Origin of the sequence: Pseudomonas sp. BIOMIG1BAC, from assembly GCF_001705995.2 — a bacterium.
Classification (GTDB): Bacteria; Pseudomonadota; Gammaproteobacteria; order Pseudomonadales; family Pseudomonadaceae; genus Aquipseudomonas; species Aquipseudomonas sessilinigenes.
This window is the reverse complement of record NZ_CP049045.1, coordinates 3,287,280-3,300,944: the sequence shown is the minus strand read 5'-3', so window position 1 is coordinate 3,300,944 and position 13,665 is coordinate 3,287,280. Positions and strand designations below refer to the sequence as shown.

Here is a 13,665-nt window from a genome sequence, read left to right as displayed (position 1 = left end):
CGACAAAGCCCACGGGCAATGAAGATACCCATTTCTGGTTGGTCAAGCCACGGGGGTCTCTGGCGGGCGTGACGGGCCTGGAGACCCTGGTCTCCGGGGTCTATATCGCGGTGGATCCGGCCAAGGGTGACAAGGGCGATCAAGGCGTGCGCTCCTATACAGCCCTGGCTGAACCGCCACCGATGTCCGAGAAGGTGCCCGGACTGCACATCACTCTCAAAGCCGACCGCCTGGGTTCCCTGGAGCAGGGTAGCCCGGTGTTCTACAAGCAGATCCTGGTGGGCCAGGTGAAAAGCTTCCAGCTCGGCGAGGACCAGCGCACCATCGAGATCAAGGTGCATATCGAGCCGGCCTACGCCGCCCTGGTGCGCAAGCACACGCGCTTCTGGAACGCCAGCGGCATCTCGATCTCCGGTGGCCTGTCGGGCTTCAAGGTGCGCAGCGAGTCGCTGCTGACCCTGGCCGCGGGCGGTATTTCCTTCGCCACGGCGGACAACCATCGCGACAGCCCACCCACCGATCCGACCAAGCCGTTTCGCCTGTATGAGGACTATGACGCGGCCCAGGTCGGCCTGCGGGTGAAGCTGAAGATGAAGGACCTGAGCGAAATCGAGCCCGGGCGCACCCCGGTCATGTACAACGGCGTGCAGGTCGGCCTGGTCAAGACCGTCGACATGAACCAGGACTTCAGTGGCGCCACCGCCGAGCTGGCGATGGACCCGCGGGTCGAGGCCCTGCTGCTGGAGGGCACCGAGTTCTGGACCGTAAAACCGAATATCTCGCTGGCCGGGATCACTGGCCTGGATGCCCTGGTCAAGGGCAACTACATCGCCGTGCGTTTTGCCAAGAGCGGGGCGCCGCGCCGGGAATTCAGCGCCCGCTCCAAGGCGCCGCCCATGGACATGAACGTACCGGGCCTGCACCTGGTGCTGACCAGTGACCGGCGCGGTTCGGTGGAGGTCGGGGCGCCGGTGCTCTACCGGCAGATCCGTGTCGGCAGCGTGCAGAGCTACCAGCTGTCGGCGGACAACCAGCAAGTGATGATCGGGGTGCATGTCGAGCCCGAGTACGCGCGCCTGGTAAACAGCTCCACGCGCTTCTGGAACGCCAGTGGCGTGACCCTGAGCGGCGACTTCACCGGGGTCAAGGTCAAGAGCGAGTCGCTGCAGACCTTGATCAATGGCGGCATCGCCTTCGACACTCTGGACCCCAAGGCGTCGTCCTCGGGCGAGGATCGCCGGTTCGCCCTCTACGACAGTGAGGAGGCCGCCATGGCCCGCGGTGTGGAGGTCCAGCTGGGTGTCGAGGATGCCGAAGGCCTGCGCGAAGGTACGCCGATTCGGTTCAAGGGGTTGGTGATCGGCAAGGTCGAAGGCATCGGCTTGAAGAATGACCTGTCCGGGGTGTTGCTCAAGGCGCGCCTGGGGGCCAACGGCGAGCAGTTCGCCCGCAGCGGCACGCGCTTCTGGGTCGTACGGCCGGCACTGGGGCTGTTGCGCACGGAAAATCTTGGCACCCTGGTCAGCGGTCCCTACATCGAGGCCTTGCCGGCGAGCCGTCCGGGAGACCGCCAGACGCGCTTCCAGATCCTGGAAGAAGCCCCGAACCTGCTCGGGCTCGGCAATGGCTTGCGATTGACCCTGAGTGCTGCGGACAAGGGCTCGATCAAGCTCGGCAGCCCGGTGACCTACCGCAAGATGCCGGTGGGCAAGGTCATCGACATGAGCCTGGGGCAACAGGCGGACCGAGTGCTGATCAGCATCCTTATCGAGCCGCGTTATGTGCCTCTGGTGCACACCGGAACGCGTTTCTGGAATGCCAGCGGCGTTGGTATCGAGGCCGGTTTGTTCAAGGGCGTTTCGGTGCGCACCGAGTCCCTGGAAGCCATGGTTGCTGGCGGTATCGCGTTCGCCACCCCGAACAACGGGCAAATGGGTGAACCGGCCAAGCCGGGCCAGACCTTCGCCTTGTTCGATGCGGTCGACGAACAGTGGCTGCAATGGGCGCCGAAGATTTCGCTCAAGGAGCCCGCACAGTGAGCTCGCATTATTTTCAACTCAATGTAAGAGGAATTACTCCATGTCTAGGCGCCTGTTGTGTGCTGCTCTTTTCGCCGCTGGCTTTGGCCTTGCCGCCCATGCCGAGGAACCACTACCCTCAGTGGAACAGGTGATGAGCGAGCACAAGGAGAAAATCAACAACCAGATCGAGACTATTAATTACAACCGCAAACGTGTGGTGGGAGCCAACATGGGACTCGATAGTCAGCAGGCCGAAACCTTCTGGCCAATCTATGCCCTCTATCGCAATGAAATGGATGGTTTAAATAGAGAGACGTTCCAGTTGTTGTTTGAGTATGGGCGAGCCTACGGCTCCGGAGTGGTCACCAATGAGGATGCCTCTAAGATAATCAAGATGTACAAGGCACTGCAGATAAAACGGCAAATACTTTTGAACCGTTATATTGATGAGGTTTCTGAAAAGATGTCGGCCGTGACCGCCATGCGTTTTCTGCAGATTGAAGAGCAACTGGACGCGGTGGAAATGCTGGAAACCGGAAAGCGCATTCCCCTGGTGGGGGCTGCTCTGAATCGGCTGTAAGTCGATAGGGCTGCGGGTCAAGGGTTCAGCCTGGCACGCGGCCTGCCTTCTCCTCGAAACACACCTTGCCCCTTGTGCCTCGATGCGCACCCGCAACAGGTTGCTGCAGCGGGGGCGAATGCCGATGACGCTCGCTGGGCGAGCGGCCAGTGGCGTCAATAGCCATTTCATTTCCCCACCGATGCAACTGTCGAGCAGTGCGGCCGCGGGTTGCTGCGTCGCGCCAGGCATTCATGCCTCAGGTCAATCGCGACAAGGTGCAAATCAACTCAAAACACTTTGGTCGTGGTGCATTTTGCACCTTGTTAGGCTGGTAGTGCCGGATTTAACATGGTCTAGTGATCAAATCACCTGATCAGGTCTCTATAACACAACAATAGGAGGCGACATGTCTTCTCGCGCAGTTCTTCCGACCGAGCCGCTGGATGTTCTCATTATGGGTGCTGGTGTATCGGGCATTGGTCTGGCCGCCTATTTGCGGCGCCACCAGCCTGGCAAGGTCTTTGCGATTCTTGAATCCCGTGAGCGAGCGGGAGGAACGTGGGACTTGTTTCGCTATCCTGGCATTCGTTCTGATTCGGACCTCTATACCTTTGGATTCGACTTCAAGCCCTGGACCAAGGACAAGTCTCTGGCCGACGCCAAGGACATCCTCGAATACCTCAGCGAGACCGTCGACGAGTACGCCCTGGAACCCTTTATCCAGTACCAGCAGAAGGTGATTTCGGCAGACTGGCACAGCGAGAAAGGCTTGTGGACCGTTCAAGTCGAAGACGGCAAGCTTGGCGAAATCCGCACTGTCCATTGCCGCTGGCTGTTCAGCGCCGGCGGCTACTATCGCTATGACCAGGGCTTCAGCCCGCGCTTTGAAGGTTCGGAGCAGTTCAAGGGGCAGATCATCCACCCGCAACACTGGCCGGAAGATCTGGACTACACAGGTAAACGGGTGGTGGTGATTGGCAGTGGCGCAACCGCGGTGACCCTGATTCCAGCCATGGCGGACAAGGTCGCCAGCATCACCATGCTGCAGCGCACGCCGTCCTACATCATCAATCAGCCTGCCAGTGATTCGATTGCCGCCTTCCTGCGCAAGGTACTGCCCGCGCAGGCCGCCTATTCATTGACGCGCTACAAGAATGCCAAGATCACCCTGGGCTTCTGGGCCTTCTGCCAGCGTTTCCCGAAACTTGCCCGCAAGTTGCTCATCTGGCTGACCCGCAAGGAATTGCCCAAGGGCTATCCGGTGGATGTGCATTTCAACCCGCCATACAACCCCTGGGATCAACGCCTGTGCTCGGTTCCCGAAGGGGATCTGTTCAAGGTGATCAGCTCGGGCAAAGCCAACGTGGTGACCGATCACGTGCAGCGATTTACCGAGACGGGTGTGCAGCTCAAATCCGGAAAGGAACTCAAGGCCGATATCATCATCACGGCCACCGGGCTCAACGTGCAGCTCTTCGGCGGCATTGCCCTGTACAAGGATGGCAAGCCGGTGACCCTCAGCCAGACCCTCGCCTACAAGGGCATGATGCTTTCCGGCGTGCCGAATTTCGCCTTTGCGTTGGGGTATACCAACTCTTCCTGGACCCTGAAAGTGTGCCTGCTGTGCGATCACTTCTGTCGCCTGCTGGGCCTCATGGACGAGCAGAACCATGGCGTCTGCGAACCACAGGCGCCCGAGGGCATTGAGACTCGCCCGCTCCTGGACTTCGGTGCAGGGTACGTGCAACGCGCCCTGGATGGCATGCCGCGCCAGGGGCCCTGCGAACCCTGGGTCATGTCGATGGACTACTTCCGCGACGTCAAGTTGTTGCGCCGCGGAACGGTGGCCGAAGACTGTCTCAAGTTCAGCGCGGCGCCCAGCGTCCGCCTGGAGAACAGCGTTGCGCTGCAGCCCGTGAGCAGCGGCCGATGAGCCAGGATCAGTACTGCACATTGGCGGGCAAGGGTGAGCTCTGTTACCGCAGTTATGGGTCTGAGGCAGACCCTGCGGTGATCTTCGTGGTGGGCCTGGGGTTGCAATTGACCTATTGGCCGCAATCGCTCATCGATGGCCTGGTGAACAAGGGCTTGCGGGTGATCACCCTGGACAATCGCGATTCGGGCAGGTCGTTCTTCACTGGTGTGGTGCCGCCCACGACCTTGCAGCAGTTCTTTCGCAAGCCCACCCCAGGCTACGACATAGGCGACATGGCTGATGATGTGCTCGGCCTGATGGATGGCCTGCGGCTGGAATCGGCGCATCTGGTCGGGATGTCCATGGGCGGCATGATTGCTCAGACGCTCGCCGCGCGTTACCCGCAGCGGGTCAGGACCCTGACCTCGATATTCTCCACCACTGGGTCGCTGCGCGTGGGGCAGCCGTCGTTCAAGGCGATTCTGCAGGTTCTGCGTCGGCCGCCCAGAAACCAGAATGAAAGTGTGCGCGACTATGTCGACATCATGCGTCTCATAGGCTCCAGGCTTGAATGGAACGAAGAAGGCTTGCGTTGTTATGCCGCCCAGGCATGGGAGCGGGGAGGGAGTGAGTTAAATCACCTAGGAACATCAAGGCAAGTTGGAGCCATTATCAATTCAGGGGATCGCACCAAGGAGTTGGTGCAAATTCAATGCAGTACCTTGGTCATTCATGGGGATAAAGATCTGATGGTTGCCCCCAGTGGTGGCTTTGCCACTGCGGCGGCTATTCCCAACTCAAAGTTTGTTCTGCTGCCTGGCATGGGGCATGACTTTCCGCAAGTACTGACTGCTACATTACTGTCTCTCTTGGCAGGGCATATGCTGTAAAAACCCTGTCTCTTTTAGGGGCGCACTATTGTGCGCCCCTCTTTTTACATACTTGAACCATGCAGCAGCTGGCTTGCCTGTTTTGCTGAAAACTATAGCGCAATACTGTTATTGCAGCGCCTTTTAATATTTTTATTCTCGCCTTGCAAGTCGCCAAATTCTATCGCGTGACCGTTCACGAAGAGCGCGATACTGCTGTCAAGCGGGTAGGGAACAGATAAGAAGCGCAACTTCCTTGTTGGAAAAAACTGTCAGGCATCTGTACTGGATTTCGCCGAGGAGGGGGCCGTTTCGGGAGTGCTTTCAATGCTGGTCACCAGCAGTTCCAGTGCATGGCAGGCCGTATCGGTTTCCGCGTTCAAACGCTCGATATTGCGGTGGGCGGACCAGGAGATCAGCAAGCCGTCGAGCAGATTGATGAGCAAGCGACTGACCTTTGTCAGTGCCGCCTTATCCAGTCGAGAGCCGATCACCCGTTCAATGGCCTGCTCCGTTGCAAGACCGGCATAAGAATAGATCCGGGTCGCCATGGCCGGGTTGTTGCGTAGCGTCCAGGCAAAGAGTTCGGACTGCGCGATGGCCAGGTCGGGGTGGGTGATGAACCAGTTGGCTACCTGGCGCAGTAGCTCTGCCACCGTCTTCTCGGCAGTGGCGCCTGGCGTTACATGGGCCACAGCCTGTTGCGGCGTGCTGATCAGGGATTCGTAGACCGCGTAGAACAGCTCGTCCTTGGTGTGAAAGGTGTAGTGCAATGAAGCCAGTGGAGATTTTGCCTCGGCAGCGATACGGCGAGTGGTTGCGTTAGCTACTCCGTACTGCGCAATTACCTTCACGGTAGCTTCGATAAAGTCTTGTCTACGCACTTCTGCGCCCATTCTAGCCATGGATCCAGTCTCCTTTTTTCGGTGTTGCCAACAGTAACCCGGTTCAATATCGGCGGTGATGGATGCTAACGCATGGATGCCCGGCAATCCATGAATGCATGTGCGTCGATGATTCCCCTGCCTGTGCATAACGAGTGTTTCGTAAATACCCGAACTGTCACGTTGCTCTGAAACGAAACCGAGGGCGAAGTGGGTAGGTTGGTATCGTTTGCATTCGCCTTCGGTGTGCAGGCTATTCGAACCCAGCGGTTTATGCCGCTCTATTAAGGTGGCATACGACTTGCTTTTAATCAAACGACATGATCAATTGATCATGTCGTTTGATCTGTACTCTTTCGAACAGGGTTCTGTATAGGGGCCGACTATTTAGAACAGCGAGTGAGTCAAGAAAGCTGATTAGCTCCTTGCTCGCCGAATTACCCATTGAGTGGTGTTTCTCAAGTCTATCGCCTGCCATAGCAATTTGCCTGATTTCAGAAAAGATGGCCCGCTGCACGGCGGGGAAGTTGACTCGATGAACCCCTGAATATCTGCCCCTGAACAGTCATAGATTTCCCATGTTCTCTTACCTGAAGTAGATAGGCAGGAAATGAAAATGGAAACACGACAACTCAAGACGCTAAGTAGTAGCGACTCGGTTGAGCTAGTAGTTGAAAACATCAAGCGTGATGGCGGCGTGATTATCTCGGACTTCGTCTCAGAGCAAACGCTGCTGTCCCTCAAAGCAGAACTCGACAGTTACCTGAATGTAACGCCTAGCGGTGTAGACCCATATTTTGCCGGCACCCAGACTCGACGCGTCGCGCGAATCATCGGCCGCAGCGATACGGCTATAGAGGTTGCACTGAGCCCGCTATTTCTCGAATCAGCCAGGAAAATCCTGCAGACCCCAACCCATGTCTGGGTGGGAAGCAACCGTGTCGAGATTGAGCCCGATATTCAACTCAGCATTACTCAGGCGATCCAGATCGGTCCAGGGCAAGGCTTACAACCCCTGCACCGCGATGATGCCACTTCGCTCTGGCGTCATCCGCAATACGGCCGCGAGGCACGCCTGCAACTGATGCTGGCGATTTCCGATTTCACCCAAGAGAACGGGGCAACCCGTGTCATCCCTGAAAGCCACAAGTGGGATGACGAACGAATGCCCACTCAAGAGGAAACCGTTGCGGCAGAAATGAAAGCCGGTTCTGCACTGCTGTGGCTGGGGTCGGTGTACCACGGCGGTGGTGCCAACACCACCGAGCGGCCTCGAACCGGCCTGACAATGGCCTATGACCTGGCGTTCCTGCGATTGGAAGAGAACCATTTTCTGTCCATACCCATTGAGCGAGTTCGCCAGCTTCCCAATGAAATGCAACGCCTGCTGGGCTGGAGTGCCAGCAGCACCTTGCTGGGATGGGTGGAAGTCGATGGTCAGATGCGGGACCCGCAAGAGCTTCTGCAGATGGAGTCTTTTTGCGAAGCCGGAAAAGGCTTCTAAGCAAAACGAACGGGCCTGGCGCACAGGCCCGGGGCAGCAAGAGTGGCCGGGGCTGTGACCAGGGCGCCGCCGGCCAGCATGAAACTTCGCGACAGGCTGATTTAGCGCTGTCATGTCCGACCTGATGTCCGAATACGCATAAAAATGACTTGTGTGCACCCGGGAGTGAAACAGATGAATGCTTCGAATAACGCGGCTCACTACAGCAGTTCCGAGCCATTGAAGTTTCGCAGTATTGGTGGATGGCTGGAGCGCCCTGCCGATCTGCAAGCGGAACTCAAAGGCCATGAACAGGCCGATGTCATAGTGGTGGGTGCCGGTTTTGCCGGGTTGTCGACAGCCCTTGAGCTCAACGCGCTCGGGGCCAAAGTCATAGTCCTGGAGCAGGAATTCGCCGGGTTCGGTGCCAGTGGGCGCAACGCCGGATACCTGCTGGGCAGCATGGGCATCGAGTTCGATCTTTTCGTCAAGCGCGTAGGCCTGGAGAAGGCCAGAAAATTCGTCAGTTTCTACGACGAGGCCGTCACTTATGTGGAAGGGCGCCTGATTGCACTGGGTATCCACTGCGATTACACCCCCTCGGGGGTCATCCGCGCCGCGGTTCACCCAAGCCAGGAAAAGCGCCTGCGGGAAAACATGGAGCTGGGGCACAAGCTGGGTTCGGTTACGCGTTTTGTCGACTCGGTGGAAATGCGTGCCCGTGGCATCCCCCCCGCATTTCTGTTCGGCAGCGCGCAACGGGGCGGCACCCTGAACCCCGGCAAGTACATAAATGGCTTGCGCCGTGCGGCACTCAGCGCCGGGGTGAAGCTCTACGAGCGCACGCCACTGCTTTCCTATAGCGAAGGCTCGGCGATCACCTGCAAGACGGCCCATGGAAGTGTGACGGCGCCGGTCATGGTTCTGGCAACCAACGCCTATACCCCGCAACTGGGGTTGTTGCGCAACAAGGTGGTGCCGATCCGGGTTTCGGCGATCGAGACCCAGCGGCTATCGGCAGAACAATTGGCGTCCCTGGGCTGGAAGGGGCGAGAAGGGCTCATCACCCCGCATTACACCATGGAGAGCCACCGTCTGACCGCTCACGACACCATGGTCTTGACCGTTAAACAGCTCGGCTATGTCTACGGTTCCAAGACGCCCAATGTGCCGGACAACCAAGCCTACGCCGCATTGGTGCGCGTTCTGCGCGAACGCTTTCCGTCGCTGCAGAACCTTGGCATCCAGCATTGCTGGAGCGGATACATCAGCGCTGCCTATGACGCGTTGCCGGTTGTTGGCACTACAGGGGTCAAACAGAACATCTTCTATTCGGCGGGCTGTTCGGGGCATGGTCTTGCCACTCAGTCGTTCATGGGGGCGACTCTTGCCGCACGAATTGCCGGCAACGACCCTTCGCGCCTGGCGGTATTGGAGCACCGAGTACCCTCGACGCTGCCCGAGCCCTTGCAGTGGTGTGCGATGAAAACGGCTTTTGCAGCGGCCAAGCTGTTTGATGAGCGGACCGACAACAAGGTGCGCAAAGAGCGCGCCTTCAATGGTTGAAGGCAAGGACGATTGCCTTAACCGCGGGATGTCGCCACACCCTTGATAGAGGTGCCGCAAGGCATCGGCGCTAGAACATTTTCAGAGGCAGTTATCGTGGAATTGAGAGATATTTTGGCACTGGTCTCATGCATTGTCCTGGTGCTTACCGGGTTGGGCTATGGAATAGGATTTATCAGGAAAAACAACTATCTGCTGGGCCTGGAGTTCCTGATCGTAGGCATCTCCGCGTCAAACTTCACCACCTACATCGCCACTGGCTGGCAGGTTAACTACAACATTGCGTTGTTTCTCGACGCCTTTTCCCGAGGGGTTGGCGTGCCGATCATCGCCACCCTTGGCCTGATGGCGGTCACCCACGGCTACAAGCCATCTCGCGCCAAGGACATCATCCTGTTTGTCGCCGGCTTTGCTGCCACAGCCGTCTACCACCTGTCCGATTTCACCAAGGCCTGGCTCCCTTACTTCTATGTGCTTATGTGGTGCGTCTACACCTTGTACCTTTGCTACTTCATCTGGCAGTTGCTGCGTGCAAGAGCCGTCTTTCACGCTCTGGCCAGCGTCCTGGGCGCGGTGGCGGGGCTGACCGTGGCACTCCGGTATGATTTCTTCCCGATTCCCGGGGATGATACAAAACTGATTTTCATGACCTTTGCCTTTCTCACCTGGTCGTACTTGATTGTGCAGTTGTATTACGCCTGTGACGCCTTGCACCGCTCGAAGAGTGCAGCTTCCCGGTCGCTGCTCAATGCCAGATAAGGTTGTGCCTGGTTTGGCAACAAGATTGCAAGAGCCCGATGTTCAATAGTTGTTCAGGCCTTCCGTACAGGTGCATGTTCTGAATGTACGCCAGGCCTGGGCGTACTCTTTTCCGCCCTACGGGGCGGCTTTGCCGGGGGGGGGGGGCGGTGCAGGGTAGGGGCGCTTGCCATTACCCCCTGAACGGACCGCTACGCAAGAGGCGTGGCTGCTTTTTCACGCCATGCCTTTTTTGCCACTGCGATGGGGTCATGCCAAACCAGCGAATGAATGCACGGTTGAAGGCACTGGGGTTCGAGTAGCCAAGCAGCCCCGACATCTGGGCCATGCTGATGGACGGGTCCAGCAGGTATTGGCCGGCCAGTTCCTGGCGAGTTTCATCGAGCAACCGCTGGAAAGTTGTGTCTTTCTGGGCGAGCCAATGCTGCAAGGTGCGCGGATGAACCGCCAGGCAGCTGGCTATTTTCTCTGTTGTTGCACGTCCGCAAGGTAACAGGTAACGCAGCAGTTGCTGGATGTAGGCGGATAACTCTTCTGCCGACAGTCGTTCGACCTTGCTTATGTGCCTGGTAATCAGACCATGCAGCGTTTCATTCTTGGAGCTCAGGGCCAATGCAAGGTCAGATGAGTCGAACTCCAGGGCGGTACAGGCTTCACCGAACCTGGGTTGCAGACCCAGCCCTTGCAGATAGACCGACTCATCCAGCAGCGGGGCATGGCGAAAGCGCACGGTCCTGGCTTGCCAATCGCTGCCGGCAAGGGTTCGCAGCAACTGCAACGCGACCCCACAGGCGGACTCCTCGACCTGCTGCACTCCGGGCAGGTCGCGCTCTTTCAATTTGTAGCTGAGGATCGCACGTTCACCTTCAATATCCAGTTCAATGTCCGCATCGTTGAAATACAGCGAGTAGCCCGTCCGCAACTCGGCCAGGGCTTCCCCCAGGGTCTTGGTGTTGCGTATCAGGTAGAACAGATCACCGAACACCCCGACACCTTGATAAAGCCCGAGTTGCAGGCCAAACAAAGGATTGCCGGACTGCGTCGCGCACAGGTTCAGCAAGTTGCAGAATCTGCGGTAGGGCAGGAGCATTTCCGGCTTGCGCAAGCACTCCTGCGGTAAGGCTGTCGGCGCTGATTGAAAACTGACCCACCCTGCCGATTGAAAATTGACCCAGGGCGGATTGCTGATTTTGGCATCAGCAATTGTGGATAAGCTTAGCAGTCGTGTCCCGGTGGAAGAGGCATTAAGCCCCCACCGCATGTGGGCATGCGGCAGGGTATTTTTGGTGCGGATCAAAACAGCTCATCGTCCTCGGCACCATCATTGTCTTTGCGCTTTCGTTCACGTGACATGATCTTCGTCTGGGCGACCAAGCTGCTGTGTTGCAGGCGGTAGGACTCGTTGCCCGTTTCGACGATGTGGCAGTGGTGTGTCAGCCGATCCAGCAACGCCGTTGTCATCTTGGCGTCACCAAACACGCTCGACCATTCCGAGAAGCTGAGGTTGGTGGTGATCACCACGCTGGTGTGCTCGTACAGCTTGGACAGCAGGTGAAATAACAGGGCACCACCGCTCTGGCTGAAGGGCAAATACCCCAGTTCATCGAGTATCACCAGGTCTGTTCGTAGCAGCCCTTGAGCGATGCGGCCCGTCTTGCCGTCGTACTTTTCGCGTTCCAGCAGATTGACCAGATCCACCGTGGAGTAGAAGCGCACGCGTTTGTGATGCGTCGTGATCCCGGACACAGCCAAGGCGGTGGCGAGGTGTGTTTTGCCTGTTCCAGGCCCGCCGATGAACACGACATTCTGCGCGGTATCGGTGAACTCCAGGTTGGACAGATCCCTGATCAGGCGGGCATCTGCGCTGGAAGCGCTGAAGTCGAAGCCGGCCAAATCACGATGCATGGGGAGTTTGGCCATGTTCATCTGGTGGTTCACTGAGCGCACCGCTCGATCCGCATGTTCTTGTTGGAGAAGATGCTCAAGTAGCCATTTCGAGGATGCCGTCGAAGCTTCTCCTTGCGAGGCTAGTTCTTCCCAGGCGCTGGCCATGCCATGCAGACGCAGTTCTTTGAGTTCCGCCATAAGATCACGCATTGCGAGTCTCCTCATCGGTGGTACGGAGCCGGTCGTAGCGTGCCGTATTGGCGACAGGCGCTATCTTGAGTTGAAGGCTGGTTTCGGCGGACGGAGGGGCTGCTGTCGATGTCAGTCGAGCCAGGACATTCAGGATGTGCTCAGCACTCAAGCTGCCTGATTCAAGTACCAACTCCACAGCCACCAATATGGCGTCGAGCCCGGCGATGGGAACAGCCGCCAGTACCTGCGTCATGACTCGATCACCATTGGCGTGACGCCTCAGACCGCGTTTTAGCAGCTGCAACGGCTTCGGCAGATCAGCAAACGGAGCGCCATTGCGCAGCGCTCCAGGCTTGCGCTCGATAAGCGGGATGTAATGCTGCCAGTCAAAACTGACCTGATCTCGATCAAACAGACGCTCGTGGCTGGCAATCGTCGTTTCATCGGCGATGACCACCACCCGGGAAGGATACAAACGGCTGCTGACCCACTGGCCGACCCGCTCACACGGCACCGAATAGCGATTTCGCGCCACGCTGATCAGGCAGGTGCTGGAGACCCGTACGGTGCGCTCGACGTAGCCATCAAAGGCAGTCGGCATCGGCATCAATTCAGCGCGTTCCAGCTCCAGGACGTCCGCCACGGTCAGCCCGTTGTACTGCGGGTGCAGCAGTTCGCCCCAGAGCGCACGGCAGCGTTGGCCGAGCCAGGCATTCAATTCCTCGAAGGTGTGGAACATGCAGTTTTGAGCATCGAGCCAGATGCGCCGTCGGCTGTCTTGGACGTTCTTTTCAACGATGCCTTTTTCCCAGCCGGAAGCGACGTTGCAGAAGTCCGGGTCGAACAGGTAGTGCGCACACATCACGGCAAACCGAGCATTGACCGTGCGGCCCTTACCCTTGTTGACCTTGTCGACAGCGGTCTTCATGTTGTCGTAGATGCCGCGACGCGGCACCCCACCTAACGCGCCAAACGAGCGGGTATGGGCATCGAACAACATCTCGTGGCCTTGGCTGGGATACGCAACCAACCAAAATGCGCGACTGGCGCACAGCTTCATATGGGAGACCTGGATGCGTCGGAACAGGCCGCCGATCAGCAGACCTTCTTCGCTCCAGTCGAATTGAAAGGCCTCCCCGAGTGCAAAGGTCAGCGGCACAAAGGCTCGTAAAGACTTGCCTTGCTCGCCGCGCCACGAGCGTATAAAGGCGGTGAGTTGGCTGTAGCCGCCGTCGTACCCCTCGGCCTTGATCTGTTCGAAGAGTGCTTTGGCACTCCTGCGGTTGTGCTTTGCCCGAAACGAATCGGCCTTGAGCGCCTGCTCCAGCGTCTCGTGAAATGGACTGAGTTTGTTGAAGGTTGCGCACCGTTGGTACGCCGGCTGGGTGGCTTCGGGTGCTCTGACCCATTTTCGAATGGTGTTTCTCGACAGTCCGGTACGCTTGGCTATCTGATGCAGCGAGAGCTTGTCGCGGAAGTACATCCGCCGGATTTTTCCCAACATTTCCATGCTGATCACCCTGTGTT

The 13,665-nt window shown here is 58.0% G+C and carries 10 protein-coding genes and 1 pseudogene; 7 read left to right on the top strand and 4 right to left on the bottom strand.

From position 1 onward, the window contains the following. Nucleotides 1-17 precede the first annotated feature (17 nt). From ATY02_RS15700 to ATY02_RS15685, 4 genes and pseudogenes are all read left to right on the top strand, one after another. A pseudogene (locus tag ATY02_RS15700) lies at nt 18-2,039 on the top strand (MlaD family protein); the annotation flags it as partial. 40 nt (nt 2,040-2,079) lie between these two features. Beyond that, a complete protein-coding gene (locus ATY02_RS15695) occupies nt 2,080-2,601 on the top strand; it encodes a transcriptional regulator (RefSeq protein ID WP_164823670.1) in 522 nt (173 codons plus the stop codon). 388 nt (nt 2,602-2,989) lie between these two features. Beyond that, nucleotides 2,990-4,516 (top strand): flavin-containing monooxygenase, encoded by a 1,527-nt coding sequence (locus tag ATY02_RS15690; protein WP_068586273.1) that lies wholly within the window; start codon nt 2,990-2,992, stop codon nt 4,514-4,516. Next, a complete protein-coding gene (locus ATY02_RS15685) occupies nt 4,513-5,388 on the top strand; it encodes an alpha/beta fold hydrolase (protein WP_068586275.1) in 876 nt (291 codons plus the stop codon). The genes ATY02_RS15690 and ATY02_RS15685 overlap by 4 nt, the downstream gene beginning before the upstream one ends. A 251-nt stretch (nt 5,389-5,639) precedes the next feature. Here the strand turns inward: ATY02_RS15685 and ATY02_RS15680 are convergent, their stop codons facing one another. Next, complete coding sequence (locus ATY02_RS15680) at nt 5,640-6,272, bottom strand: TetR/AcrR family transcriptional regulator (protein ID WP_083236042.1); 633 nt, start codon at nt 6,270-6,272, stop codon at nt 5,640-5,642. Nucleotides 6,273-6,867: 595 nt separating this feature from the next. Between ATY02_RS15680 and ATY02_RS15675 the strand changes: the two genes are divergently transcribed. From ATY02_RS15675 to ATY02_RS15665, 3 genes are all read left to right on the top strand, one after another. Next, nucleotides 6,868-7,755 (top strand): phytanoyl-CoA dioxygenase family protein, encoded by an 888-nt coding sequence (locus tag ATY02_RS15675; protein ID WP_068586281.1) that lies wholly within the window; start codon nt 6,868-6,870, stop codon nt 7,753-7,755. Nucleotides 7,756-7,929: 174 nt separating this feature from the next. After that, entirely contained in the window at nt 7,930-9,300 is a 1,371-nt protein-coding gene (locus tag ATY02_RS15670) for an NAD(P)/FAD-dependent oxidoreductase (RefSeq protein WP_068586283.1), read from the top strand. Nucleotides 9,301-9,396: 96 nt separating this feature from the next. Then, nucleotides 9,397-10,059, top strand: coding sequence for a hypothetical protein (locus tag ATY02_RS15665; protein ID WP_416220662.1), 663 nt, complete (start codon nt 9,397-9,399; stop codon nt 10,057-10,059). Nucleotides 10,060-10,231: 172 nt separating this feature from the next. Here ATY02_RS15665 and ATY02_RS15660 read toward each other — a convergent pair whose 3' ends face one another. The 3 genes from ATY02_RS15660 to istA are packed head-to-tail and all read right to left on the bottom strand — an operon-like array spanning nt 10,232 to nt 13,648. Beyond that, nucleotides 10,232-11,356, bottom strand: coding sequence for an AraC family transcriptional regulator (locus ATY02_RS15660; protein WP_228022290.1), 1,125 nt, complete (start codon nt 11,354-11,356; stop codon nt 10,232-10,234). After that, on the bottom strand, nt 11,353-12,156 hold the full coding sequence (gene istB / locus ATY02_RS15655) for an IS21-like element helper ATPase IstB (protein ID WP_020300922.1): 804 nt from the start codon (nt 12,154-12,156) through the stop codon (nt 11,353-11,355). Before istB ends, ATY02_RS15660 begins: the two co-directional genes overlap by 4 nt. Next, nucleotides 12,149-13,648 carry an IS21-like element ISPpu27 family transposase gene (gene istA / locus ATY02_RS15650; protein ID WP_115284415.1) on the bottom strand — a complete coding sequence of 500 codons (1,500 nt, stop codon included), beginning with the start codon at nt 13,646-13,648 and terminating at the stop codon, nt 12,149-12,151. The genes istB and istA overlap by 8 nt, the downstream gene beginning before the upstream one ends. Nucleotides 13,649-13,665 lie beyond the last annotated feature (17 nt).

Excerpts from the sequence above, each read along its gene's own strand:
- ATY02_RS15670 (WP_068586283.1), top strand. The coding sequence starts at position 7,930 with ATGAATGCTTCGAATAACGCGGCTCACTACAGCAGTTCCGAGCCATTG.
- istB (WP_020300922.1), bottom strand. The coding sequence starts at position 12,156 with ATGCGTGATCTTATGGCGGAACTCAAAGAACTGCGTCTGCATGGCATG.
- istA (WP_115284415.1), bottom strand. The coding sequence starts at position 13,648 with ATGGAAATGTTGGGAAAAATCCGGCGGATGTACTTCCGCGACAAGCTC.
- ATY02_RS15680 (WP_083236042.1), bottom strand. The coding sequence starts at position 6,272 with ATGGCTAGAATGGGCGCAGAAGTGCGTAGACAAGACTTTATCGAAGCT.
- ATY02_RS15675 (WP_068586281.1), top strand. The coding sequence starts at position 6,868 with ATGGAAACACGACAACTCAAGACGCTAAGTAGTAGCGACTCGGTTGAG.
- ATY02_RS15690 (WP_068586273.1), top strand. The coding sequence starts at position 2,990 with ATGTCTTCTCGCGCAGTTCTTCCGACCGAGCCGCTGGATGTTCTCATT.
- ATY02_RS15695 (WP_164823670.1), top strand. The coding sequence starts at position 2,080 with ATGTCTAGGCGCCTGTTGTGTGCTGCTCTTTTCGCCGCTGGCTTTGGC.
- ATY02_RS15685 (WP_068586275.1), top strand. The coding sequence starts at position 4,513 with ATGAGCCAGGATCAGTACTGCACATTGGCGGGCAAGGGTGAGCTCTGT.